Here is a 23,942-nt window from a genome sequence, read left to right on the forward strand (position 1 = left end):
CATCATCAAGGGCGTGCTGCTCACCCTGACGACCACGCGCCGGCCGGCCACCGACCTCGGTTACCTGCTGGTCAAGCATCCTGACCGGGTGCACTCGTTCGACGTGCCGACCGGTACGGCGTACGTGATGTACCCCGAGGCGACCGAGGAGCGCTGCACGGCGGCGCTGCTGCTCGACGTCGACCCGCAGCGATTGCGGGGCCGCCAGGATGCCTTCGAGCTTTCCCAGTTCGTCAACGACCGGCCGTACGCCGCCTCCAGCCTGCTCGCGAGCGCGCTGGCCAAGGTGTTCCGCAGCGCGCTGCGCGGCGCCTCCAAGGACCGCCCCGAGCTGGTCGGCACTCCCCTGCCGCTGCGGATCCGGGTGCCGGTGCTGCGCGGTTCGGCCGAGCTGGCGGCGAAGCTGTTCGAGCCGCTCGGGTGGACCGTCACGGCCACGCCGATCCCGCTCGAGCCCGCCCTGGGCGGGGACAGCCGCTACGTCGATCTCGAGCTGAGCGGTGAGGTCACGGTCACCGCGGCCCTCAACCACCTGTACGTGCTGCTGCCCGTCCTCGACGACGCCAAGCACTACTGGGTGGCCCCCGACGAGATCGAGAAGCTGCTGCGCTCGGGTGCGGGCTGGCTCGCCGGCCACCCCGAGAAGGTGCTGATCGCCCGCCGCTACCTGGCCCACAAGCGGGCTCTGACCACGACGGCCCTGCAGCAGCTGGAGGGCGAGGAGGCCGAGGAGCCGCCCGCCGAGGAAGATGCGGAACTTCCCGTCGTACGCCGGCAGTCGCTCGCCGAGCAGCGGCGTGAGGCAGTGCTGGCCGCCCTGACCGAGGTCGGCGCCACCCGCGTGCTCGACCTCGGCTGCGGTGGCGGCGCGCTGCTCACGGCCCTGCTCAAGGACCGGCGCCTCACCGAGATCGTCGGCACCGACGTGTCGTCCCGCTCGCTCGAGATCGCGGCCCGCAAGCTGCGCCTCGACCGCCTGCCCGAGCGGCAGCGCGACCGGATCAAGCTGTGGCAGTCCGCGCTGACCTACCGCGACGACCGGCTGCGGGGCTACGACGCGGCTGTGCTGATGGAGGTCATCGAGCACATCGACCCGCCGCGGCTGCCCGCGCTGGAGTCGAGCGTGTTCGGGCACGCGCACCCCGGCACGGTCGTGGTGACCACGCCGAACGTCGAATACAACGTCAACTACGAGGGGCTGACCGGCATGCGGCACTCCGACCACCGCTTCGAGTGGACCCGGGCCGAGTTCGCCGCCTGGGCGTCCCGCGTCGCTTCGACGTACGGCTATACGGTCTCGCTGCGTCCCGTCGGTGAACTCGACCCCGCCACCGGCTCCCCCACCCAGCTCGCCCTCTTCACGACGGAGGTGTCCGCCGCATGATCGACATTCCGGAGCTCGCGCTCGTGGCCCTGGTCGGCATCTCCGGCTCGGGCAAATCCACCTTCGCCCGTACGCACTTCCGGCCGACCCAGGTGTTGTCGTCCGACTACTTCCGAGGGCTGATCGCCGACGACGAGAACGACCAGTCCGCGTCGGCCGACGCCTTCGACGCGCTGCACTACGTCGCGGGCAAGCGCCTCGCGGCCGGCCGCCTGACCGTGGTCGACGCGACCAACCTGCAGAAGCACGGCCGCGCCGAGCTGGTGCGGGTGGCCCGCGAGCACGACGTGCTGCCGGTGGCGATCGTCCTCGACGTGCCCGAGGCGCTGGCCTGGGAGCGCACCGAGGCCCGGGCCGACCGCGACTTCGGTCGCCCGGTGCTCGCCCGCATGCACCGTGACCTGCGACGATCGGTGGGCTCGCTGGCCCGCGAAGGCTTCCGCAAGGTGCACGTGCTGCGCGGGCCGGAGGCGATCGCGGCGGCCGAGATCCGCTACGAGCGGCTGTTCAACGACAAGCGTGACGTGACCGGGCCGTTCGACATCATCGGCGACGTGCACGGCTGCCGGGCCGAGCTGGAGACGTTGCTCGAACGGCTGGGCTACGTGCTGACCCGGGACGGCTCGGGGCGGCCGATCGACGCCGCGCACGACTCCCGGACGGCGGTGTTCGTGGGCGACCTGGTCGACCGCGGGCCCGACTCGCCGGGGGTGCTGCGGCTGGTGATGGGCATGGTGGCCAGTGGGAACGCGCTGTGCGTGCCCGGCAACCACGAGCAGAAGCTGGCCCGCAAGCTCAACGGGCGCAACGTGCAGCTCACCCACGGGCTGCCGGAAACCCTCGAGCAGCTGGCGGCCGAAGATCCTTCCTTCGTCGAGTCGGTCAAGACGTTCATCGAGGGACTGGTCAGCCACTACGTGCTCGACCGGGGCAACCTCGTGGTGGCCCACGCCGGGCTCAAGGAGGCGTATCACGGGCGGGCCTCGGGGCGGGTGCGCAGCTTCGCGCTCTACGGCGAGACGACCGGCGAGACCGACGAGTACGGGCTGCCGGTGCGCTACCCGTGGGCCCGCGACTACCGCGGTTCCGCCGCCGTGGTCTACGGGCACACCCCGACCCCGAAGCCGGAATGGATCAACAACACGATCTGCCTCGACACCGGATGCGTGTTCGGCGGCTCACTGACGGCCCTGCGCTGGCCGACGCGCGAGCTGGTGTCCGTGCCGGCGGCGCGCGAGTACTACGCGCCCGTGCGGCCGCTTTTCGCACCCGCACGGCCGGACTCCGAACTGGACATCACCGACGTCACGGGGCGCCGGCACCTCGACTACAAGTACGGCCGGGTCACCGTGCCCGCCGAGAACTCGGCCGCCGCCCTCGAAGTGATGAGCCGGTTCGCCCTCGACCCGGCCACCCTGGTCTGGCTGCCGCCGACCATGGCGCCGTGCTCGACGTCGACGCTCGACGGCTACCTCGAGCACCCGGCGACGGCGTTCGACGACATGCGTACAGCGGGCGTGGCCACGGTCGTGTGCGAGGAGAAGCACATGGGGTCACGGGCGGTCGTCCGGGTGTCGCGCTCCGGTTCGCCCCAGGACGCGATCTGGACCCGTACGGGAAGGCCGTTCTTCGGACCCGAGCTCGACGAGCCGCTGCTGGCCCGCGTGCGCGCCGCCTGCGCCGGCCTCTTCGACGAGCTCGGCACCGACTGGCTGCTCATCGACGCCGAACTGCTGCCCTGGTCGGCCAAGGCGGCCGGGCTGATCCGCGACCGGTACGCCGGGGTGGGCGCGGCCGGACGAGCCGCGCTGCCGGCCGCCCTCGACGTGGTCGAGCAGGTCGCCGCGCGGGGGCTCGACGTGGCCGGGCTGCGCGACCGGCTGTCGCTGCGGGTGGACGAGATCGACGGCTACTCGGCGGCGTACCGGTCGTACGTGCGGCCCACCGACGGGCTGGACGGGGTCACGCTGGCCCCGTTCGCGGTGCTGGCCGGGGACGGGATCTCGTACGCGGACCGCGACCACGGGTGGCACCTGGCCCAGGCCGACAAGCTGGTGGCGGCCGACCCGGGACTCTTCACCCCGACCCGGCGCATGATCGTCGACCTGGCCGACCCGGCCTCGGAGGCGGCCGCGACGCAGTGGTGGCTGGAGCTGACCGCGACCGGCGGGGAAGGCATGGTGGTCAAGCCGTGGGCCGGGCTCTCCGCTGCAGACCATCGCGGCCGGCTCGTCCAGCCCGGCGTGAAGTGCCGCGGTCGCGAATATCTGCGGATCATCTACGGCCCCGAATACACCCGGCCCGAGCAGCTCGAACGGCTGCGCCGGCGCAACCTCGGGCGTAAGCGCAACATGGCACTGCGTGAACACGGGATGGGTCTGGCCGCGCTCGACCGGCTGGCCGAGGGGGCGCCGCTGTGGCGCATCCACGAGGTGGTCTTCGCGATCCTGGCCACCGAATCGGAGCCGGTGGACCCCCGGCTGTGATCCTTTCGGTCGGGTCTTCGCTCACAAACGGTTCTCACAAGAATCAGACACGAAAGGCGTAGGAATCTGGCGGTACCCTGACTCCTCGTGACCCTGCGCGCTCTTGGCGACAACCTCGCCTTCAACCCCATGGATCCGAAGGATCTGCTGCACACCTTCGGCCTCATCGGGGTCTGGGTGATCATGTTTGCGGAGACGGGCCTGCTGGTCGGGTTCTTCTTCCCGGGCGACTCGCTGCTGTTCCTGGCCGGCGTCGCCGCCTCCCCGGTGGCCGATTCGATCTTCGGCGAGGGCACGCAGCTCTCGTTCGTGGGCCTGCTGATCGGCGCCCCGATCTGCGCGATCGTGGGCGCCCAGCTCGGCCACTGGCTGGGCGCGCGCTACGGCACGCGGATGTTCGACAAACCGGAGTCGAAGCTCTTCAAGAAGGAGTACGTCGAGAAGGCGGAGTACTACTTCGAGAAGTTCGGCCCGGCCAAGGCCGTGGTGCTGGCCCGCTTCATCCCGATCGTGCGCACGTTCCTCAACCCGGTGGCGGGCACGCTCGGCATGCCGGCCAAGACGTTCCTCCTGTGGAACATCGTCGGCGCGATCCTCTGGACCGACGGCATCATCATTGTCGGGCGCGTGCTGGCCCAGCAGATCTACGACGCCATCGGCGACCACATCGACCGCTACATCCTGCCCGTGGTCGCGCTGATCGTGCTGATCTCCCTGCTCCCGATCATCATCGAGATCCTGCGTGAACGCCGGCACAAGAAGAAGGCCGGCCCCACCGCGGAGCCCGAGCCGTCCGCCGCGATCGGCGTCGTCGCCGCCGCCAGCATCGCCGGCCTGGTCGAAGCAGCCCGCCACGAAGACGAGGACGACGACCACACCCCCCGCTCCCACCGCCGCCACTGACCTCGGCAGCCTCCCACCCGCACAACGCGCGGCCACCCTCACCGGGCCGGCCACCACCCCACCCACGCACAACGCGCGGCCACCCACACCGGGCCGGCCACCACCCCACCCACGCACAACGCCCGGCCAACCCATGAGGGTGGCCGGGCGTTCGTGTTTTGTGGGCCTGGTGGCCGTTGGTGGGGATGGGCTCGGCGGTCCGGGGGCGGGCCCGGACCGGTTCCGGGCGGCTCGTGCCCGTCGGGGGCGGGGCAGCGAGCGGCCGGAGTTGATCAGACGGTGACGGCGGTAGAGCCGTGCAGACGGTCGAGGAACTCCTCGGGGCAGTCACGGAGGTTTTCCAGACGGCCCGCCGCAAGCGCACGATATGTGAGCTCCGCGGCTTCCTCGAGGTTGCTTGCGCGCTTGTGCGCGATCTCGATCGAGTCGCCCAGCACCACGCATCCGTGCTGGCTCAGCACGAGACAATCGGTGCCGTCGGCGGCCATCGCGGCGGTCAGCGCCGCCAGTTCGGTCGTCCCGGGCAACCGGAACGGAACTGTCGAGACCCGGCGCAGGTAGTACGCATGGTCGGTGGTGACGATCCGAATGTGCTCACCCAGTGCATCGAGCAGAAGTGCGGTCTGCGGATGCAGGTGGATGACGGCGTTGACGTCGGGGCGGGCCCGATACAACGCCAGGTGCAGCGCGAGTTCGCTGGTCGGCTCGATCGCGGGCGGCGGCACACTGCCCACCGTCGCGGGCGAGCCGTCCGAGATCCGCACGGCGGCGAAGGTGGTCCGGCTCAACCGGCCGAGCCACGAACCGCTGCCGGTGACCCAGATCGCGTCCTCGTCGGGGATGCGAGCGGAAAGGTTTCCACCCGATCCGGCGACCAGGCCGGCCTGGACCACATCGAAACCCACGAACGCGAGCTGGTCGCGCAGATCGCCGTGAACGTAGTTCACCCGTTACTCCTGAAGGTCCCTGGGGGTGGACTGCTGGAGGCGGAGAGGTCTGCTGCCTGGCGTCACGCCCCACGTGATGCCGGTGACGCCAGGCGATACCCCTGCGAAGCGGTCAGCGCGCCTTCTTGGTGGCCCGCTTACGAGGCGGGGTCAACAGGTCCGCGATGGTCGCGATTGCGGTGGGCACCAGGCGGTAGTACGCCCAGACGCCCCTCTTCTCCCGCTCGAGCAGCCCCGCCTCGGTCAGGATCCGCAGGTGGTGGCTCACCGTGGGCTGCGACAGCCCCAGGGGAGCCGTCAGGTCGCAAACGCACGCCTCGCCGTCCGTTGCGGACTGAATGAGGCTGAGCAGCCGAAGCCGCGCCGGGTCGGCGAGGGCCTTGAGCACACCCGCCAGACGCTCAGCGTCAGCACGTTCAATTGGCTCGCCGGCAAGCGGCGAGATCTGAGGCATTGTCATTTCCGCCAACGCAGTTCCCACGATCTCCATCCTTCCACCAACTGCATCGATTCTCCTGCATGTGCGCAGGAACGAACCGGCTAACTTTCAGGCCGTAAGGCCGACGTCGATCACCGGGTCGGTCGGTCCGGAGTGGCCGGCAACCCGAGCCCCCGATCCCACCGATACCGCCGTACCGACTTCGGTCTCTGCCTCCTGCAACGCCTCAGCCGCCGTCTGGTCGCTGCCCTTCCGTGTCGAGGTCTCCCTCCCCGCCCCGGGAGTGAGACGCCCCACATTGTCAATTCCTCGATCCTTTTCGGATCGCTGATCCGTTTCGCCCGGAGCCCGCACCAGCCCTGACGACGTCCTCGAACGACCCTGCGCGATCCCCCGGCCCAGGCGGCCCGGCACCGGAAGTTCACGACCCGATGAAAGCACGGCGCCACGCTGCGCGACGGACAATTCAGTGATGAATTTACGCAGGTCGTGGCGTGCTTGCATGTATCGAGCGTACTGGCTGGAACGAAACTGGAACCTTTCGCCCCGGCGGTGCGGAACGTAACTATTGACGCACAGCATTGGGTCGATCTAAAAAGAAACCTTACAGATTGCGAAGTCCCTTTCGCCCGTTGCCGTGAACATCGATGCAGCTCAAAGCTCCTATGTCCCGCGTCACATGCCCGATCCCCGACAGATCACCCGCTCGGGGCGCTGGGAAGCTCCTGTGAATCGTGGGAGGCGACCTTTACCCAGTCAGCGAAAAACCCCCTCCAACTGGCCCCGGCGCGCTATCCGGACAGCCGATTGAGGGACGTCTCCGGAGAAGAAACTTACCCGTTCGGGTGACCCATACCCATCAATATGAGGGGTCACTCCATCACATTGAGGGGGTAACTGGCCGGTAACAACCGGAGTCCGACGTGACCGGAACTCATCATCGGCCCCGTCGAGGCCCCGGCAGCCTGCCACACGCCTCACCACCACCCGGCCGCGGGCCCCGCCACGGCAGAGGTACGACCCGCCCGCGGCAGGCCTACCTCCCGGGCTCTTGCCCCAGCAGATCCGTAACCCGTTCGGCAGCGCCCGCAACCTACGTCCCGCGTTGGACCCACACTGCCCGCGGCCCGACGTGCACCAGGCTCACTACCTACCTCCGCGGCACCTGTCCGCAGCGGACCCACCTGATGCTGGTGGCAGCCCCGGATCTCGGGTCGGCGCCGCCCCGCCCGCCACCGCCCAGGACTTCAGGCGGCAACCGGGTCTGGCGCCAGTGCCTGCCGCTCCGTATCCGCGCAGGTCGGGCTCCACGACCCCGACACTGTCGGATCCGCGGCGCCCGAGCAGTGCTGGTCCGGGCAAAGGGCCTTCGGCGACGTGCCGGGCCGGGCAGGTGGCTAGCTGGGCCGCACTCAGGACGGGGGCGGTGGTGGTGTGGTGCTGCCCTCAGCGGTGGCGCTCTCCGGGTAACCGTCCACCGAGAGCGGTTCGACAGTGGCCCTCGCCTCGGAGCTGCCGGATTCGCCCGACAAGTGGGCCTGCCCCGCGGCGGTGTTCGACGGCGAGGCAGACTGCTCAACCTGCTCCACGAGGGCCGGAGCAGTTCCCCCAGCGGCCTGGACGGTGGGCTGACCGGCAGCCGGCGCAGGCTGGGCGACGGACGGAGCGGTCCCCTCAGCAGCCTGAGCGGCCACGGTCCGAGCGGTCCCAGCGGTGGCGTGGGTGGCCACGGTCGGGGCGGTCTCCCCAGCAGGCTGAGCGGCCACGGTCGGCGCGGTCCCCCCAGCAGCCTGAGCGGCCACGGTCGGCGCGGTCCCCCCAGCAGCCTGAGCGGCCGCGGTCGGAGCGGTCTCCCCAGTTGGCTGGGCGGCGACAGTCGAAGCGGTTCCAGCGGCCTGGGTGGCCACGGTCGGGGCAGTCTCCCCAGCGGGCTGGGCGACGACCGTCGTCGGAGCAGTTTCCGCAGCGTCCTGGGTAGCCACGGTCGGGGCGGGCTGGGCAGCGCCATCGCCCGCGGGCTGTGGGGAAGGGCGGGCGTACGGGGAGTTGGGGTCGGCCGGCGGGTGCTGCGATGTCGGGTTGAAGGCCGTGTGCGGCCCCGGCGTGGTGGTGTCGGGGTGCGTCTGCGGCGGCCGGGCGTACGGGGAATCGGGGTCCGGCGGGGACGCGGCCGTCACCGGGGGAACCGGCGCAGGTTGGGCGGCGAAGCCGGCGTCGGGTGCGTGGCCCGCGGGACGCGCGTAAGGCGACACTTCCTGAGCGGGCTGGGCGTGGCCCGGAGGCGGATATCCCGGGTGGGCCGGATATCCCGGGTGGGGCGGGTAGCCGTTGGGGCCGTATCCGCCTGGTGCCGGATAGGCCGCACCAGCCGGATAGGCCGTACCCGGATAGCCCGCGCCCGGATGGGCCGCGCCCGGATAGCCCGCGCCCGGATGGGCCGCGCCCGGATAACCCGCAGCCGGGAAGCCGGGTGCCGGCTGGGGACCACCCGCGGGATCCCAGACGGCACCGCCGGGCCTACCCGAGGCAGGCTGCGCGCCGCCGGCCGGATCCCAACCAGAGCCGCCGGGCACACCCGAGGCGGAAGCACCGGCCGCAGGATCCCAACCAGCGCCGCCCGGCCCACTCGAGGCCGGTTGAGGAGCCCCGGCCGGATCCCAGCCGGCAGCGCCGGGCAGACCAGGGGTGCCGCCGGTCGACGGGTGGCCGGCGACCGGCGGATGGCCCGCGGCCGAAGGATGGCCGCCGAAGCCGGGCAGGGGACCGCCGAAGGCGGAGGCCGGCGAGCGGCGGAAGAAGGACCGCGGCGCCGTCAGGATCAGGATGCCGACCAGGGCGTAGCCGAGGATCTGAGCCACCGAGAGGGCGGCGTTGGCGCCGATCCAGCCGCCCGGGTAGGCGTCCGTGAGCTGAGCGCCCAGTGACCAGGGGGCCGAGTCGCCGCTGCGCTGGGCGGCGAGTGTCAGCACGGCGGCCCCGCCGCCCAGGATGCCGAGCACGCAGACGACCAGCGTCGTGATGCGGGCCACGTTGCTGCCGCGGCGCAGGGAGAGGCCGACCACCACGAACAGCGCGAAGGCGATCACGGCCAGGGCCAGCGCGATCGCGGCGCCGAGCCAGACCACGGCGACGTAATACTCCGGGTCGTTGTCGCCACCGAAACGCTGGAAGCCTTGGCCGTTGCCCGTGACGTCACGGAAACGGTCGATCGTGCCGGGCACGATGGCCAGCGTGGCGATGGCGTAGATCAACCCGACACCGGCCATGAGCCAGAGCAGGGCGGCCGCGAAGGTCACCGTCGGCGGCCGGCCCGACGGTGCGGGCGGCGGCGTGGCCGCGATCGGCGGCGGCTGGACAGCTGGGTATGACATCGACGACTCCCCGCGGTGATCCGTTGCGCCCGAACCTACCTGGGCGCAACGGATGACGGGGTGTGAACCCGGTCAGGCCGGGTCGGTGGGCGGCTTCGGCGGAGGCTTCTCGTCGGGTGAGGACGGCGGCGCGAAGGGGTCGGACGCGGGCGGGGGCGGCGACGCTGGTGACCCCGGGTAGGGCGGTAGACCCGGCGCGGGCTGTCCGGGCTGCCCCTGCGTCCCGGCGCCGTAACCCGGACCGGAAGCGCCGTAACCCGGACCAGGAGCGCCGTAACCCGGACCAGGGGCCCCATGGCCAGGAGCGCCGTAGCCGGGGGCGCCGTAGCCGGGACCAGGCTGCCCCGGCTGTTGCGGGGCGGCGGGATAGCCGGGCTGCCCCTGCGGATAACCGGGTCCCGGATACGACGGATAGGGCACCGACGGGTCCCACCCGGCCGCGGCCGCGGGCTTGCGGAAGAAGTCGTTGGACGCGGGCAACGCCAGCAGGATCACGACGGCCAGGATGGCCAGCAGCCCGATGGCCGCCAGCGTCGTCGTGCTCGGCGTGTACCAGGACGGCATGGCCTCGTCGAGCCGCCGCTGCACCTCGTCCTGGGAGGGCCCGCCGGTTGTGGTGCCGGCGTCCATGCCGCCCACCAGCGCGGTGCCGCCCAGGTTGGCTCCCAGGCAGCAGAGTGAGATGCCGCCGATCACCCAGGTGACGATGCGCGACGCGTTCTTGCCGCGGGAGTCGAAGAAGCCGAGCACGGCGAACCCGGCGCCGAGCAGGAGGTTGATCACCGCGCCGCCGATGAAGACGCCGCTCACGAACCCCTCGAAGCCCTCGGCCTCCGTGCCCGCGTAGACGTCACGGACGGCGTCGGAGATGCTGCTCGAGATGGCGAAGGTCAATATCGCGTTGATCACTTGGATCGCGGCCACCAGGTACAGCAGGTAGGTCGCCACGGTCACGACCGTGGGGCGCGTCCGCGGCCCCGCCGGTGGGTAGCTCGGGTTCACAATGGCCCCCAAATGTTGATCCATTCACGGTATCGGGCGGCCGCCAATCGTGCGACCGGGCCGCGAATCCGGGCGGTCTGTGGCAGCATCGGACGACGATGCCCGATATATCCGTAAATAGGTCGCTCGTTCAGGGGGCGACACGGGTCGAAGATGGTCCCTACACTTCCATCCGTGGCACCGACGCGGCAGCGAAGCTCTTCCGCGATGCCACCTGTCCGATTCACGAGTCGCCCGCCCACTGTGAGGGCCGAGGCAGACCGTTCGAGCCGGGCGAAAGTTCCGTTACGCCGGCCGCGTGACCACTCCGCGGCGGCCCCAGACCTGTTAAGGACCGGTGAGTCCCATGCCCCACGCCGACACTCTGACCGTCGTTCACCATGACGACACGAGGACCCGATTCACAGACGTCCGATATCAGCTCCACCGCGACGGCATCCGCATCTGGTCCGACGAGGGAGAGCAGGTCGTCACCGACGTCCTGATGACGCAGGCCTACCGGCAGAGGCCGGCCACAAATTAATCCACACAACTGAAGACGCGAGGGGCCCCGGGGCTGATCGAAAGATCAAACCCCGGGGCCTTTTCCCGTACGGGGTGAGCTCAGCCGCGCGAGACGCGCAGCCCGTCCTTGGTGTCGCCCAGGTCGACCACCACGGTGTCGCCGTCCCTGATCTCGCCCGCCAGCAGCGCCTTGGCCAGCGCGTCCCCGATCGTCGACTGCACGAGCCGGCGCAGCGGCCGGGCGCCGTAGATCGGGTCGTACCCGTGCTCGCCCAGCCAGTCGATCGCGGCCGAGCTCACGTCGAGGGTCAGCCGGCGGTCGGCCAGTCTGGTCCGCAGCCGCCCGAGCTGAATGTCGACGATCGCGGCGAGGTCACCGCGGGTGAGCGCGTGGAACACCACGATGTCGTCGAGCCGGTTGAGGAACTCGGGCTTGAAATGCCCCCGTACGACGGCAAGCACCTCGTCCCGGCGCTCCTCCTCGCCCATCGTGATGTCGGCCGTCTGCGAGCCCAGGTTCGACGTCAGCACCAGGATCGCGTTACGGAAGTCGACCGTGCGGCCCTGCCCGTCGGTCAGCCGCCCGTCGTCGAGCACCTGCAGCAGCACGTCGAAGACGTCGGGGTGGGCCTTCTCCACCTCGTCGAGCAGCACCACGCTGTACGGCCGCCGCCGCACCGCCTCGGTCAGCTGCCCGCCTTCCTCGTAGCCGACGTATCCGGGCGGGGCGCCCACGAGCCGGGCCACCGAGTGCTTCTCGCCGTACTCGCTCATGTCGATGCGGACCATGGCCCGTTCGTCGTCGAAGAGGAACCCGGCCAGCGCCTTGGCCAGCTCGGTCTTGCCGACACCGGTGGGGCCGAGGAACAGGAAGCTGCCGGTCGGGCGGTCGGGGTCGGCGATGCCGGCCCGGGCCCGCCGCACCGCGCCGGCCACCGCGGCCACCGCCTCGGCCTGGCCGACGACCTTCTCGCGCAGCGATTCCTCCATGCGCAGCAGCTTGGCGGTCTCGCCCTCCATCATCCGGCCGGCCGGGATGCCGGTCCACGACGAGATCACCTCAGCGATGTCGTCCGCGCCGACCTCCTCCTTGACCATCGGCGGCTCCTGCGAGGCCTCCTCGTCGGCCGCGGCCGCGCTCTCGATCTCGCGTTCGAGCGCCGGGATGACCTGATACTGCAGGCGGGAGGCCTTTTCCCACTCGGTGTCGCGCTGGGCCCGATCGAGCTCGGCGCGGGTCTCGTCGAGCTGCTTCTTGAGCTCGCCGACCCGGTTGAGGCCGCCGCGCTCGCGCTCCCACCGGGCGTTCAGCGCGGTCAGCTCCTCCTCACGGTTGGCCAGGTCGAACTCGATGCGGGCGAGCCGGTCGCGGGAGGCCGGATCGGTCTCCTTCTCCAGCGCCAGCTTCTCGACGCGCATCCGGTCGACCTGGCGCTGCAGCTGGTCGAGCTCGACCGGCCGGGAGTCGATCTCCATGCGGAGACGGGACGCGGCCTCGTCGATCAGGTCGATCGCCTTGTCGGGCAGGAACCGGTCGCTGATGTAGCGGTCGGACAGCGAGGCCGCCGCAACCAGGGCGGCGTCGGTGATCTGCACCCGGTGGTGGGCCTCGTAACGGCCCTTGAGCCCGCGCAGGATGCCGATGGTGTCCTCCACCGTCGGCTCGCCGACCACCACGGGCTGGAAACGCCGCTCGAGCGCGGGGTCCTTCTCGATGTGCTCGCGGTATTCGTCGAGGGTGGTCGCGCCGACCATGCGCAGCTCACCGCGGGCCAGCATCGGCTTGAGCATGTTGCCCGCATCCATCGAGCCTTCGCCCTTGCCCGCGCCGACGACCGTGTGCAGTTCGTCGAGGAAGGTGACGACCTGGCCGTTGGAGTTGCGGATCTCCTCCAAAACGCTCTTGAGCCGCTCCTCGAACTGGCCGCGATACTGCGCGCCGGCCACCATCGCGCCCAGGTCGAGCGAGACCAGCTTCTTGTCGCGCAGGGTCTCGGGCACGTCGCCGGCCACGATGCGCTGGGCCAGGCCCTCGACGATGGCGGTCTTGCCGACACCGGGCTCACCGATCAGCACGGGGTTGTTCTTCGTACGGCGGGAGAGCACCTGCACGACGCGGCGGATCTCGGCGTCGCGGCCGATGACCGGGTCGATCTTGCCCTCGCGGGCCAGGGCCGTGAGGTCGACGCTGTATTTCTCGAGCGCCTTGTAGGTCTGCTCGGGGTCGGCGTTGGTCACCCGCCGCTCACCCCCACGCACCTGCGGGAATGCGGCGACCAGGGCTTCCTCGGTGGCGCCGACGTCTTTGAGCGCCTGACCGACGGCGCCGCCCACGCGGGCCAGGCCGGCCAGCAGGTGCTCGGTCGAGATGTATTCGTCGCGCAGCGGCTGGGCGATCAGCTCGGCCTCACCGATGGCGTTCACGAATTCGCGGGACAGGCTGGGCTCCGCCGTGCTGGAACCCCGCGCGGACGGGATCTGCTCGACGGCGCGCAGCGCGACCCGCCGTACGTCGGCGGGGTTGGCCCCCACCGCCCGCAGCAGGGCCGGCGCCGTGGAGCCGCCCGTGTCCAGCAACGACAGCAACATGTGCCACGGCTCGACGGTGGCGTGACCGCGCCGACCGGCGTCGGCGACCGCCCCCGTGATCACGTCGCGGCTCTTGGTGGTCAAGCGTTCGGCGTTCATCTGCTCCCCTGGTCGGAAGACTTGAGCGTACTCAACTCAACTCTATGCCCGCGGCGCCACAGCGACAACGCATGGGTGGGAACCGGCCGTGACGGTCGCCACGCACGGCCACGATGACCATGGAAAACGCCGTAACGTAGCGAATCATGGCCGTTCCACCCGCGGCGCACGGCAGCATGTCGCGGCGCCTGATGCCGCTCGCGCTCGTCTTCGCGGCGGTCGGCATCTCGGTCTCGTTCGTCGGGCCCTACCTCGCGCTCTTCCTCAGCGACGAGATCCACGCCGGCCCCGTTCAGACCACGGTGTTTCTGCTGGTCGCGCCACTTTCCGGGGTTGTCGTGGCGTGGCTGGTGGGCCGGCTGTCCGATCGCCGCCCGATCCGGCGCCCGCTGCTCATCATCGCCGCCGTGGCCGGGCTGGCCGGTGCCGCGGCCACCGCGTTCGTCCGCGACTACTGGCTGCTGCTCGCGGTCACGGTCACGCTGACCGCGCTGGCCGGCACCCTCTTCCCGCAGAGCTTCGCGTACGCCCGGCAGGTGCTCGAGCAGGGCGACCCCAAGCGCGCGGCCATGGGGATCAGCGCGCTGCGCACCCTGTTCTCGGTCGCCTGGGTCGCCGGCCCGCCGCTGGCCGCCCTGCTGCTGGCCGAGCGCGGCTTCGTCTACACGTACGGGCTGGCCGCGCTGATGTATCTGGTCACCGCGCTGATCGTCTGGCGTTACCTGCCCGAGGTGGGCCGCCCGGCCGAGCGCCGCGAGGACGCCGCACCGGCCGGACCCGAGGCCGGACGCTGGACGATCTTTCTGCTGGTCGCGGGGGTCACCGTTACGCAGACCGCGATGACGCTGGGTGTCCAGGCGATGCCCCTGTTCGCCGGCGAGGACCTGCACGGCTCGGTGCGCGACGCCGGCCTGATCCTGGGGCTGTGCGCCGCGCTCGAGATCCCGCTGATGCTCGGGTTCGGCTGGCTCTCGACCCGGGTGCCGCTGCGCCGGCTGATCCTGCTCGGTGTGGCGTTCGGCATCGCGTATCAGGCCATCGCGACCGCGGCCGGCTCGGTCTGGGTGCTGGCGGCGGCCCAGCTGCTCAACGCGGCCTTCATCGCGGCGGTCAGCGGGCTGCCCATCTCGTACATGCAGGACCTGATGCCGGCCCATCCGGGACGGGCCACCACGATGATCGCCAACACCTTTCCGCTCGGCCAGATCATCGCCGCGCCCGCGTTCGGGCTGGCCCAGCAGTTCGGCTTCCGGCTCGCGTACGGCATCAATCTCGCCCTGTGCGTGCTCGGCCTGCTGCTCATCCTGGCCACCCGCGACCGCCGGAACGTTCCCGGAGTGCCACAGGATGCCTTAGTGCCCGGAAGGGGTTAGCTCACTGGGCTACCGTGGTGATCGTGCGTGTACGGGTGGAACAGACTCCGCTGCCGGGAATCGGCGTTCGCCACGACCTGGTGACCTCGTCGGGGCGTACGGTCGGCGTCGTCTCGCACCGCAACGGCCGTCGCGACCTGGTCCTCTACGACGTGGACGACCCCGACTCGTGCCTGGCCTCGATCCCGCTGACCGACGACGAGGCCGAGGCCCTGGCCGACGTGCTCGGCGCCTCGCTCATGCTGGGGCAGCTGGCCGGGCTCCGGCAGCAGGCGTCCGGGCTGCTCACCGAGCAGATCGCGTTGCCCGCGGGCTCGCCGTTCGTGGGCCGCAAACTGGGCGACACCCGCACCCGTACGCGCACCGGCGCCTCGATCGTGGCCGTGATGCGCGACCGTGAGGTGGTCGCTTCACCCGGCCCCGACTTCGTCTTCGAGGCGAACGACGTCGTGGTCGCGGTCGGCACCCGGTCGGGCCTGGACGGCGTCTCTGCCATCCTGGCCGGCGACACCGACGACTAGGCCGCGGTCACCTCCGGTGCACGGGACGACGATCCTCCTCATCGAGGTCGGCGCGCTGCTCTTCGCGCTCGGCATGCTCGGGCGTCTGGGCCGCCGCTTCGGGCTCTCCCCCATCCCGCTCTATCTGCTGGCCGGGCTGGCGTTCGGCCACGGCGGCCTGGTGCCGCTGTCGGCCAGCGAGGAGTTCATCGAGATCGGCGCCTCCATCGGCGTCATCCTGCTGCTGGTCATGCTCGGCCTGGAATACTCGGCCGGCGAGCTTGTCGGCAACCTGCGCGCCGCGGCCCCGGCCGGAGTGATCGACGCCGTCTTCAACGCGCTGCCCGGCGCCGCGTTCGCGTTCCTGATGGGCTGGGACTGGCGGGCCGCGCTGGTGCTGGCCGGCATCACCTGGGTGTCCTCCTCGGGCGTGATCGCCAAGGTGCTGGGCGACCTGGGCCGGCTCGGCAACCGGGAGACGCCGGTGATCCTCTCGGTGCTGGTCATCGAGGACCTGGCCATGGCGTTCTACCTGCCCCTGGTCACCGCCGTGCTGGCCGGCGTGGGGCTGATCGGCGGTCTCAAGTCGCTGGGCGTCGCGGTCGTCACCGTGCTCGCCGTGCTGGTCGTCGCGATCCGGTACGGCCGCCAGATCAGCGCCCTGATCTCGGCCCGCGACGCCGAGGCGCTGCTGCTCGGAGTGTTCGGCCTGACCCTGTTCGTGGCCGGGGTGGCCGAAGAGCTGAACGTCTCCGCGGCCGTCGGCGCGTTCCTGGTCGGCATCGCGATCTCGGGTCCGGTGGCCCACCACGCGACCGAGATGCTGTCGCCGCTGCGCGACCTGTTCGCCGCGGTCTTCTTCGTCTTCTTCGGCCTGTCCACGGATCCCGCCGCCATGCCTCCGGTGCTGCTGCCGGCGCTGGGTCTGGCCGCGATCACGATGCTGACCAAGGTGCTGACCGGTTACCTGGCCGCCAAGCGGGTGGGCATCGCCCTGCCGGGCCGGTTGCGCGCCGGGTTGTCCCTCATGCCGCGCGGCGAGTTCTCGATCGTCATCGCCGGACTGGCCGTCGCCTCGGGGGTCGAACCTGGGCTCGCCCCGCTGGCGACGGCGTACGTGTTGATCACTGTGGTGTCCGGTCCGATGCTGGCCCGGCTGCCCGATTACGAGTGGTTCAAGACCTTCATCCGCAGGTGGCGGCAGCCGTCGCGGCCTGCGGTGCAACCCCGTACGGCGGAGGATTGACGCTCAGGCTGCATTAAGTTACTAGCAAGTATCTAATTGTGAGCCCTTGACACTTTCGCAAGACATCAACTTCGCGCTACCGTTCCCTCCCGACAACTGACAGTCATCAGATTTTTCTCGGGCGGCGACGTGGCAGTGCGTGAGTCGACTTTCTTTGGTTTCGCGAATCCGGTCGATCCCCGGCCGGAGGAGCTGCAGGCGTGGGCCTACCACCCGGAAGCCGTGCCCTTAAGCAGCATGCCTCCGGACTGGGACCTGCTGATCTCCGGTGACGTCCTCGCGCCGACACTGTTCGAGCTGGCCATGGACAGGCAGTGCCCGGCCCGCCGCTTCGCGCAGCACTGCATGTATATCTACGCCGCCGACGGGGTCCGGCAGAATGCCTCCGGCCAGCGCAAACGGCGGCTGAAGAAGTTCGTCGAGCGGGCCGAGGAGGTCGGCGACGAGCCGATGTCGATCTGGGCGCACAACTGCCGCGTCCTGATGAGCCGCCCCGAGATCTTCGACTACTCCGACTGGATCGAGGGCGGTCTGGTGCGGCATCAACGCCGGCTGGGTTTGTTCAACCGGCGCTAGACGAAAACGGCCCCGCTGAGCGGGGCCGTTTTTCGTTCACCTGTCAGCAGCTCGTCGGGGACGCCACACGACCAGGGCGGTCGAGGGACGTTCCTGACGCACCAGGTCGCGCCCGGCGTACGGGCTCTCGAGCTGGGCGATCCGGGTGTACGCCTCGGACAACTCCTGCTCGAGCTCGGCCAGCCGCTGCTGGAGGTCGCCCACCAGCTGCTCGAGGCCGATGATGCGCTTGATCCCGGCCAGGTTGACGCCTTCTTCCTGGCTGAGCTTCTGCACCTCACGCAGCAGCGCGACGTCGCGCTCGCTGTACCGGCGTCCACCGCCACCGGCCCGGCCCGGCTGCACCAGCCCGAGCCGGTCGTACTGCCGGAGGGTTTGCGGGTGCATCCCGGCCAGGCGAGCCGCGACCGAGATGATCAGGACCTTCGCGTCGGAGGTCTGCTCGACCGAGATGCTGATCTCCTCATGCATAATCCACCTCCTAGTCGCCGACCTAACTGTTCCGGCGCACCCGAGCCTCGAGCCGCTCCCGCCCGGCGGGTGGGGTCAGCTTGGCGAACCGCTCCAGCGCGTCCCGGGCCTCCCCCGTGACTCCTCCCGGCACCTGCACGTCGACCGTGACGATCAGGTCTCCGGGTGGTCCGTCCTTGCGCGTGATTCCCTTGCCGCGCGCCCGCAGTTTGCGGCCGCTCGGCGTGCCCGGCGGCACCCGCAGGGTGACCGGGCCGTCCAACGTCGGCACTCGCAGATCAGCGCCGAGCACCGCCTCGGCGATGGTGATCGGCACGACCAGGGTCAGATCGTCGCCCGTCCGGCCGAACAATTCGTCCGGTCGCACGCCCACCTGCACGTAGAGGTCGCCCGCGGGACCGCCCCGGTCGCCCGGCTCACCCCGGCCGCTGAGCCGGATGCGCTGACCGTCGGCGACGCCGGCCGGGAACCGGACGTTGATCGTGCGGTTCTTGGTGACCCCGCCCGTGCCCCGGCACTCCGGGCACTTCTGGTCGACGATCGTGCCCGCGCCCTGGCAGTCCCGGCACGGCTCGGAGAAGCTGAACGACCCCTGATTACGGGAGATCAGGCCACTGCCGGCGCACTGCGGACAGGTGCGCGGCGAGGTGCCGGGCTTGGCCCCGTTGCCGTGGCAGGTCTCGCACTCGCCGGCCGAGCGCAGCGTGAGCGGCAGGGTGGTGCCCCGCACGGCCTGCGCGAAGTCCAGCGTCACCTCGGTCTCGACATCCCGGCCGCGGCGGGGACCGCCACGGCGTGCGGCGCCGCCTCCAGGACCGCCGCCCGAAAATATCGAGGAGAATATGTCCGAGAAGCCCGCGCCGCCGAAGCGCCGGTCACCGGCCGCGCCACCCTGCGCGCCCGCGCCGCTGAACCCGCCGAACAGGTCGGACGGGTCGAACTGGGCCCCGCCGGCGCCGGACCGGGCGCCGCGGCGGAATGCGCCCGAGCCGAACAGCGAGCGCATCTCGTCGTACTCTTTGCGCTTCTTGTCGTCCGAGAGCACGTCGTACGCCTCGGAGGCGGCCTTGAACTTCTCCTCCGCCTCCTTGTTGCCCGGGTTGCGGTCCGGGTGCAGATCGCGGGCGAGCTTCCGGTACGCCTTCTTGATCTCGTCGGTCGGAGCGGACTTGGGCACGCCGAGAACGGCATAGAAGTCCTTTTCGAGCCAGTCCTTCGAGCTCATCCCGCCTCCCCCCTCCTGCGGCAGGTCCCGCCTGCCGCGGCGCGGCAGGCGGGACGAACATGTGAGATCACTCGGGGTCGGCCACCGCGACCAGCGCGGGTCGCAGCAGCCGCTCGCCCAGGTTGTAACCGCGCCGCATGACCTCGACGCAGGTCGGCTCGGTGACGTCCGCAGACGTCTGGTGAGCGACCGCCTCGTGGCGGTTGGGGTCGAACGGGTCGCCCTTCTCGCCGAAGGCCACCAGGCCGAGCTTGCCGGTGACCGTGGTCAGCGACTCGGCCACCGAGGCGAACGGGCCGACCAGGTCGCCGTGCTCGCGCGCCCGGTCGATGTCGTCCAGCACCGGCAGCAGCGAGGTCAGCACCGCACCGGTGGTCTGCTCGGCCGCCGCGCCCCGGTCGCGGTCGACCCGCTTGCGGTAGTTGGCGTACTCGGCGGTGACCCGTTGCAGGTCGTGGGTGCGCTCCTCGAGCTCGGTCCGCAGCGCCTCGAGTTCGGCGCCGAGGGCCGGCTTGGCCTCCTCGGGCTCAGCTTCTTCAGCGGTCACGGGTGCCTCGTCCTCGGGCTCGGCGGCGCGGTGTGCACCGACCGTGGCCTTGCCCTTGGCCGCGGGGGCCTCGGGCTCGGCCTTCGCATCGATCTTGCGACGGTCCCGGATGACGACCCGCTCGGTCGCCTGACCGTCGTTCTCGTCGTCCGTGGCGGTCACTTCTTGTCGTCCTCCACGATCTCGGCGTCGACGACGTCGTCGGCGCCGCCCGCGGACGGGCCGGCGTTGGCGGCACCGGGGGCACCCGCGGCGCTCGGGCCACCGGTGGTGGCACCGCCGGGCGCACCCTGCGGGCCGTCGGCGCCGGGGCCTGCCTGCGGAGCGTCACCCTGCGAGTACAGCAGGGAACCGGCCTCCTGCGAAACCTGCGACAGCCGCTCGTGGGCCGACTTGATCTTCTCGATGTCGGTGCCACCGAGCGCGCCCCGCAGCTCACCCAGGGCCTCGCCGATCTTGGTCTTGCTCTCCTCGGGCAGCTTGTCGCCGCTCTCGGCCAGGAACTTCTCGGTCTGCCACTGCAGCTGCTCGGCCAGGTTGCGGGCCTCGGCGTCGTCCTTGCGCTTCTTGTCGTCGTCCGCGTGGTCCTGCGCGTCGCGCATCATGCGCTCGATGTCTTCCTTCGGCAGCGCGGAGCCGCCGGTGATCGTCATCTTCTGCTCCTTGCCCGTGCCCAGGTCCTTGGCGGACACGTGCACGATGCCGTTCGCGTCGATGTCGAAGGAGACCTCGATCTGCGGGACGCCGCGGGGCGCCGGCGCGATGCCGCTGAGCTCGAAGGTGCCGAGCTTCTTGTTGTACGCGGCCATCTCGCGCTCGCCCTGGAAGACCTGGATCAGCACGGAGGGCTGGTTGTCCTCGGCGGTCGTGTAGACCTCGGAGCGGTGCGCCGGGATGGTGGTGTTGCGCTCCACCAGCTTGTGCATGATGCCGCCCTTGGTCTCGATGCCCAGCGAGAGCGGGGTGACATCGAGCAGCAGGACGTCCTTGACCTCACCCTTGAGCACACCGGCCTGCAGGGCGGCGCCGACGGCGACGACCTCGTCCGGGTTGACGCCCTTGTTGGGCTCGCGGCCGATCATGCTCTTGACCAGGTCGGCCACGGCCGGCATACGGGTCGAGCCACCGACCAGGATGACGTGGTCGACGTCGGACAGCTTGACGTCGGCGTCCTTGATCGCGGACTCGAACGGGCCCTTGCAGCGGTCGAGCAGATCCTGCGTCATGCGCTGGAACTCGGCGCGGCTGAGCGACATGTCGAGGTGCAGCGGGCCGTCCGGGCCGGCCGTGATGTACGGCAGGTTGATGCTGGTGGTGGTGGCCGCGGAGAGCTCGATCTTCGCCTTCTCGGCGGCCTCACGCAGACGCTGCAGGGCCATCTTGTCGGCCCCGAGGTCGATGCCGTGCTCGCCGCGGAAGGTCTTGATCAGGTGGTCGATGATCCGCTGGTCCCAGTCGTCGCCACCGAGGTGGTTGTCACCCGAGGTCGACTTGACCTCGATGACGCCGTCGCCCAGCTCGAGCAGCGAGACGTCGAAGGTGCCGCCGCCGAGGTCGAAGACCAGGACGGTCTGCTCCTTGGAGCCCTTGTCGAGCCCGTACGCCAGGGCGGCGGCGGTGGGCTCGTTGACGATCCGCAGGACGTTGAGGCCGGCGATCTCGCCCGCCTCCTTGGTGGCCTGGCGCTGGGCGTCGTTGAAGTAGGCCGGGACGGTGATGACCGCGTCCGTGACCGTCTCACCGAGGTAGGCCTCGGAGTCGCGCTTCAGCTTCATCAGGACCCGCGCCGAGATCTCCTGCGGGGTGTACTTCTTGCTGTCGATGTCGATCGACCAGTTGGTGCCGACCTCCCGCTTGACCGAGCGGATCGTCCGGTCCGGGTTGGTCACCGCCTGGCGCTTCGCGACCTCGCCGACGAGCACCTCGCCGTTGCGGGCGAAGGCGACGATGGACGGGGTCGTCCGGGAGCCCTCCGCATTGGCGATAACGGTGGGCTCGCCTCCTTCCAGAACGCTGACGCAGGAGTTCGTGGTGCCGAGGTCGATGCCGACCGCACGTGCCATGGTGGTTCCTCAATTCCGGGTTGCTCAGACAAGGTTGAGTGCAACGGACTCAATGATGCCACGGGCATGCTCGTCGTCAAGTCGAAGTTGAGTCTCCCTGACGCAACTGCCAGGCATCTCACAGCGCACCAGCAGTTCGGTAGATACCTGTCCGGTCACGGCATACCGGCCGCTGTTGTCCCGCATGCATAGATCGGGCACTCTTTACCCGTGACGACGCACGGTGACGCGGTCGGTCCGTCGGCCCTGTCCGCCGCACCCGCTGCCACGCAAGACCCCGCCACGGCCGCCGAGGCCACCTCCGCGCCGGAAAAAGCGCAGGTCAGCGTCGTGTCCGCCGATTCGGCGAGCCCCTCTGAGGGTACTGAAGCCACTGTGCCCCGTCAGCCACATGAGAAACCCGAGGAGCAGCGGCCCACTGACCTCGGCGAGGCCGACGCGCGCATCGCCGAGGCGCCGCCCGCGATCACCCGGCTCGCCGACGCCCTCAGCGCCCTGCGCGCGGCGATCGCCGGCACGGCGTATCCGCTGGTCATGCCCTCGGCCGAGGAGGCCCAGCGGATCGGCACGGCACTGACCACCCAGCTCGACGACTACCTGCTGCCCCGCCTGGCCCGGCTCGACGCGCCGCTGCTGGTCGTGATCGGCGGTTCCACCGGCGCCGGCAAGTCGACGCTGGTCAACAGCCTGGTGCGGGCTCCCGTCAGCAGTGCCGGCGTGCTGCGCCCCACGACCCGCTCGCCGGTGCTGGTCAGCAACCCGGCCGATCTGCCCTGGTTCCAGCAGGGCCGGCTGCTGCCCGGGCTGGTGCGCACCCGCGAACCCAGCAACGACGCCAACGCGCTGCAGCTCGTCTCGGCCCCGGCGCTCGGCGCCGGGCTGGCGTTCCTCGACGCGCCCGACATCGACTCGGTGGTCGACCGCAACCGCAAGCTGGCCGCGCAGCTGCTCGCGGCGGCCGACCTGTGGCTGTTCGTCACGACCGCCGCCCGCTACGCCGACGCCGTGCCGTGGGAGCTGCTGACCACCGCCCGTCTGCGCGGCACGGTGATCGCCCTGGTGCTCGACCGGGTGCCGGCCGAGGCCGCCCCCGAGATCGCCACCCATCTGCAAGACATGCTCAACGTCCGCGAGCTGGGCGCCGCGCCGCTGTTCGTGCTGCCCGAGACCCGGCTCGACGGTCAGGGCCTGATCGGCGAGGACGTGATCCGCCCGCTGCACGACTGGTTCGGCCGGCTCGCGGCCGACGCCACCGCCCGCTCGGCAGTGGTGCGCCAGACACTGGACGGCGCGCTCATCTCGCTCGGCCCGGCCGTCGCGGGCCTGGCCGACGCGGCCGACGAGCAGGCCCGGGCGGCCAAGGCGCTCGGCGACCGGGTCACGGCGGCCTATCGCACCGGCCGGCAAACCCTGGGCAACGGCCTGCAGGACGGCCGGCTGCTGCGCGGCGAGGTGCTGGCCCGGTGGCAGGAGTTCGTCGGCACCGGCGAGTTCCTCAAGACCCTGGAGAGCAAGGTCGGCCAGCTCCGCGACCGATTCGTGGCCGCGCTCACCGGGCGTCCAGCCCCCGGGCGCAACCTGCAGATGGCGCTGGAGTCCCAGCTGGTCACGCTGCTGCGGGGCATCGCGGCGGACGCGGCCGAGCAGGCCTACTCGGGGTGGCAGGCCCACCCGGCCGGCGCCGCCCTGCTCGACCCGGGGCTGCAGCGGCCCGCGGCCGACCTGCCCGAACGGGCCGACCGGCTGGTGCGCGACTGGCAGCAGTGGGTGCTCGGCCTGGTGCGGGCCGAAGGCGCCGAGAAGCGGGTCGTCGCGCGCGGGGCGGCATACGCGGTCAACGGGGCCGGGCTGGCCGTGATGATCGCCGTGTTCACCTCGACCGCCTTCATCCCGACCGGGCTCGAGGTCGCAGCGGGCGCGGGCAGCGCGGTCGCGGCGCAGAAGGTGCTCGAGGCGATCTTCGGCGACCAGGCCATCCGTACGCTCGCCACCCAGGCCCGCGAGGACCTGCTGCTGCGCGCGGGCAAACTCTTCGACGAGGAGGCCGCGCGGTTCACCGACCGGCTGGCCGCGGTCGGCCTCGACGCGGAACCAGGGGCCCGGCTGCGCCAGGCCGCGGCCGACGTGGAGACTGCCCGGGGAGAACTGGCGTTGACGGGGAGCGCATGAGCGAGCTTGCGAGCGAATCATCAAGCTCAGTGCCCGGCTCACGCCTCT

General features: G+C 70.8%; 18 protein-coding genes. 8 read left to right on the plus strand and 10 right to left on the minus strand.

Features of this window, described 5'->3' with window-relative positions; translation table 11 throughout:
• The first annotated feature begins 13 nt into the window (after positions 1-13).
• The 3 genes from BKA14_RS30605 to BKA14_RS30615 all read left to right on the plus strand — a co-directional run bounded on the left by BKA14_RS30605 (position 14) and on the right by BKA14_RS30615 (position 4,773).
• Positions 14-1,384, plus strand: coding sequence for a 3' terminal RNA ribose 2'-O-methyltransferase Hen1 (locus BKA14_RS30605; protein ID WP_184954260.1), 1,371 nt, complete (start codon positions 14-16; stop codon positions 1,382-1,384).
• Positions 1,381-3,870: a polynucleotide kinase-phosphatase gene (locus BKA14_RS30610; protein ID WP_184954261.1), complete on the plus strand. Its 2,490-nt coding sequence runs from the start codon at positions 1,381-1,383 to the stop codon at positions 3,868-3,870. The genes BKA14_RS30605 and BKA14_RS30610 overlap by 4 nt, the downstream gene beginning before the upstream one ends.
• A gap of 129 nt (positions 3,871-3,999) precedes the next feature.
• Entirely contained in the window at positions 4,000-4,773 is a 774-nt protein-coding gene (locus tag BKA14_RS30615) for a DedA family protein (RefSeq protein ID WP_184957050.1), read from the plus strand.
• Positions 4,774-5,045: 272 nt separating this feature from the next.
• On the opposite strand, the gene BKA14_RS30620 is transcribed toward BKA14_RS30615, so the two are convergent.
• From BKA14_RS30620 to clpB, 6 genes are all read right to left on the minus strand, one after another.
• A complete protein-coding gene (locus tag BKA14_RS30620) occupies positions 5,046-5,720 on the minus strand; it encodes a class II aldolase/adducin family protein (RefSeq protein WP_184954262.1) in 675 nt (224 codons plus the stop codon).
• 112 nt (positions 5,721-5,832) lie between these two features.
• Positions 5,833-6,210 (minus strand): ArsR/SmtB family transcription factor, encoded by a 378-nt coding sequence (locus BKA14_RS30625; RefSeq protein ID WP_014440216.1) that lies wholly within the window; start codon positions 6,208-6,210, stop codon positions 5,833-5,835.
• 57 nt (positions 6,211-6,267) lie between these two features.
• Entirely contained in the window at positions 6,268-6,663 is a 396-nt protein-coding gene (locus tag BKA14_RS30630) for a hypothetical protein (protein WP_184954263.1), read from the minus strand.
• 908 nt (positions 6,664-7,571) lie between these two features.
• On the minus strand, positions 7,572-9,530 hold the full coding sequence (locus tag BKA14_RS30635) for a hypothetical protein (RefSeq protein ID WP_184954264.1): 1,959 nt from the start codon (positions 9,528-9,530) through the stop codon (positions 7,572-7,574).
• 72 nt (positions 9,531-9,602) lie between these two features.
• Positions 9,603-10,478, minus strand: coding sequence for a hypothetical protein (locus BKA14_RS30640; RefSeq protein WP_184954265.1), 876 nt, complete (start codon positions 10,476-10,478; stop codon positions 9,603-9,605).
• A 657-nt stretch (positions 10,479-11,135) separates the two neighbouring features.
• A complete protein-coding gene (clpB, locus tag BKA14_RS30645) occupies positions 11,136-13,724 on the minus strand; it encodes an ATP-dependent chaperone ClpB (protein WP_184954266.1) in 2,589 nt (862 codons plus the stop codon).
• Positions 13,725-13,870: 146 nt separating this feature from the next.
• Here clpB and BKA14_RS30650 point away from each other — a divergent pair, with 146 nt between their 5' ends.
• The 4 genes from BKA14_RS30650 to BKA14_RS30665 all read left to right on the plus strand — a co-directional run bounded on the left by BKA14_RS30650 (position 13,871) and on the right by BKA14_RS30665 (position 17,419).
• Positions 13,871-15,097: a sugar efflux transporter gene (locus BKA14_RS30650; protein ID WP_184954267.1), complete on the plus strand. Its 1,227-nt coding sequence runs from the start codon at positions 13,871-13,873 to the stop codon at positions 15,095-15,097.
• A gap of 23 nt (positions 15,098-15,120) precedes the next feature.
• Complete coding sequence (locus tag BKA14_RS30655) at positions 15,121-15,618, plus strand: cation:proton antiporter regulatory subunit (RefSeq protein WP_184954268.1); 498 nt, start codon at positions 15,121-15,123, stop codon at positions 15,616-15,618.
• A 16-nt stretch (positions 15,619-15,634) separates the two neighbouring features.
• A complete protein-coding gene (locus BKA14_RS30660) occupies positions 15,635-16,843 on the plus strand; it encodes a cation:proton antiporter (protein ID WP_184954269.1) in 1,209 nt (402 codons plus the stop codon).
• Positions 16,844-16,972: 129 nt separating this feature from the next.
• Positions 16,973-17,419, plus strand: coding sequence for a hypothetical protein (locus tag BKA14_RS30665; protein ID WP_184954270.1), 447 nt, complete (start codon positions 16,973-16,975; stop codon positions 17,417-17,419).
• A 36-nt stretch (positions 17,420-17,455) separates the two neighbouring features.
• On the opposite strand, the gene BKA14_RS30670 is transcribed toward BKA14_RS30665, so the two are convergent.
• The 4 genes from BKA14_RS30670 to dnaK all read right to left on the minus strand — a co-directional run bounded on the left by BKA14_RS30670 (position 17,456) and on the right by dnaK (position 21,725).
• Positions 17,456-17,890, minus strand: a complete 435-nt coding sequence (locus BKA14_RS30670) for a heat shock protein transcriptional repressor HspR (RefSeq protein ID WP_184954271.1) — start codon at positions 17,888-17,890, stop codon at positions 17,456-17,458.
• A 22-nt stretch (positions 17,891-17,912) separates the two neighbouring features.
• Positions 17,913-19,115 carry a molecular chaperone DnaJ gene (dnaJ, locus tag BKA14_RS30675; protein WP_184954272.1) on the minus strand — a complete coding sequence of 401 codons (1,203 nt, stop codon included), beginning with the start codon at positions 19,113-19,115 and terminating at the stop codon, positions 17,913-17,915.
• Positions 19,116-19,182: 67 nt separating this feature from the next.
• Positions 19,183-19,824, minus strand: a complete 642-nt coding sequence (grpE, locus tag BKA14_RS30680; protein WP_184954273.1) for a nucleotide exchange factor GrpE — start codon at positions 19,822-19,824, stop codon at positions 19,183-19,185.
• Positions 19,821-21,725 carry a molecular chaperone DnaK gene (gene dnaK / locus BKA14_RS30685; protein ID WP_184954274.1) on the minus strand — a complete coding sequence of 635 codons (1,905 nt, stop codon included), beginning with the start codon at positions 21,723-21,725 and terminating at the stop codon, positions 19,821-19,823. Before dnaK ends, grpE begins: the two co-directional genes overlap by 4 nt.
• A 534-nt stretch (positions 21,726-22,259) precedes the next feature.
• Here dnaK and BKA14_RS30690 point away from each other — a divergent pair.
• Positions 22,260-23,894, plus strand: a complete 1,635-nt coding sequence (locus BKA14_RS30690) for a GTPase domain-containing protein (RefSeq protein WP_239093132.1) — start codon at positions 22,260-22,262, stop codon at positions 23,892-23,894.
• Positions 23,895-23,942: the final 48 nt, after the last annotated feature.

Origin of the sequence: Paractinoplanes abujensis (assembly GCF_014204895.1) — a bacterium.
In the GTDB taxonomy this organism is placed as follows: Bacteria; Actinomycetota; Actinomycetes; order Mycobacteriales; family Micromonosporaceae; genus Actinoplanes; species Actinoplanes abujensis.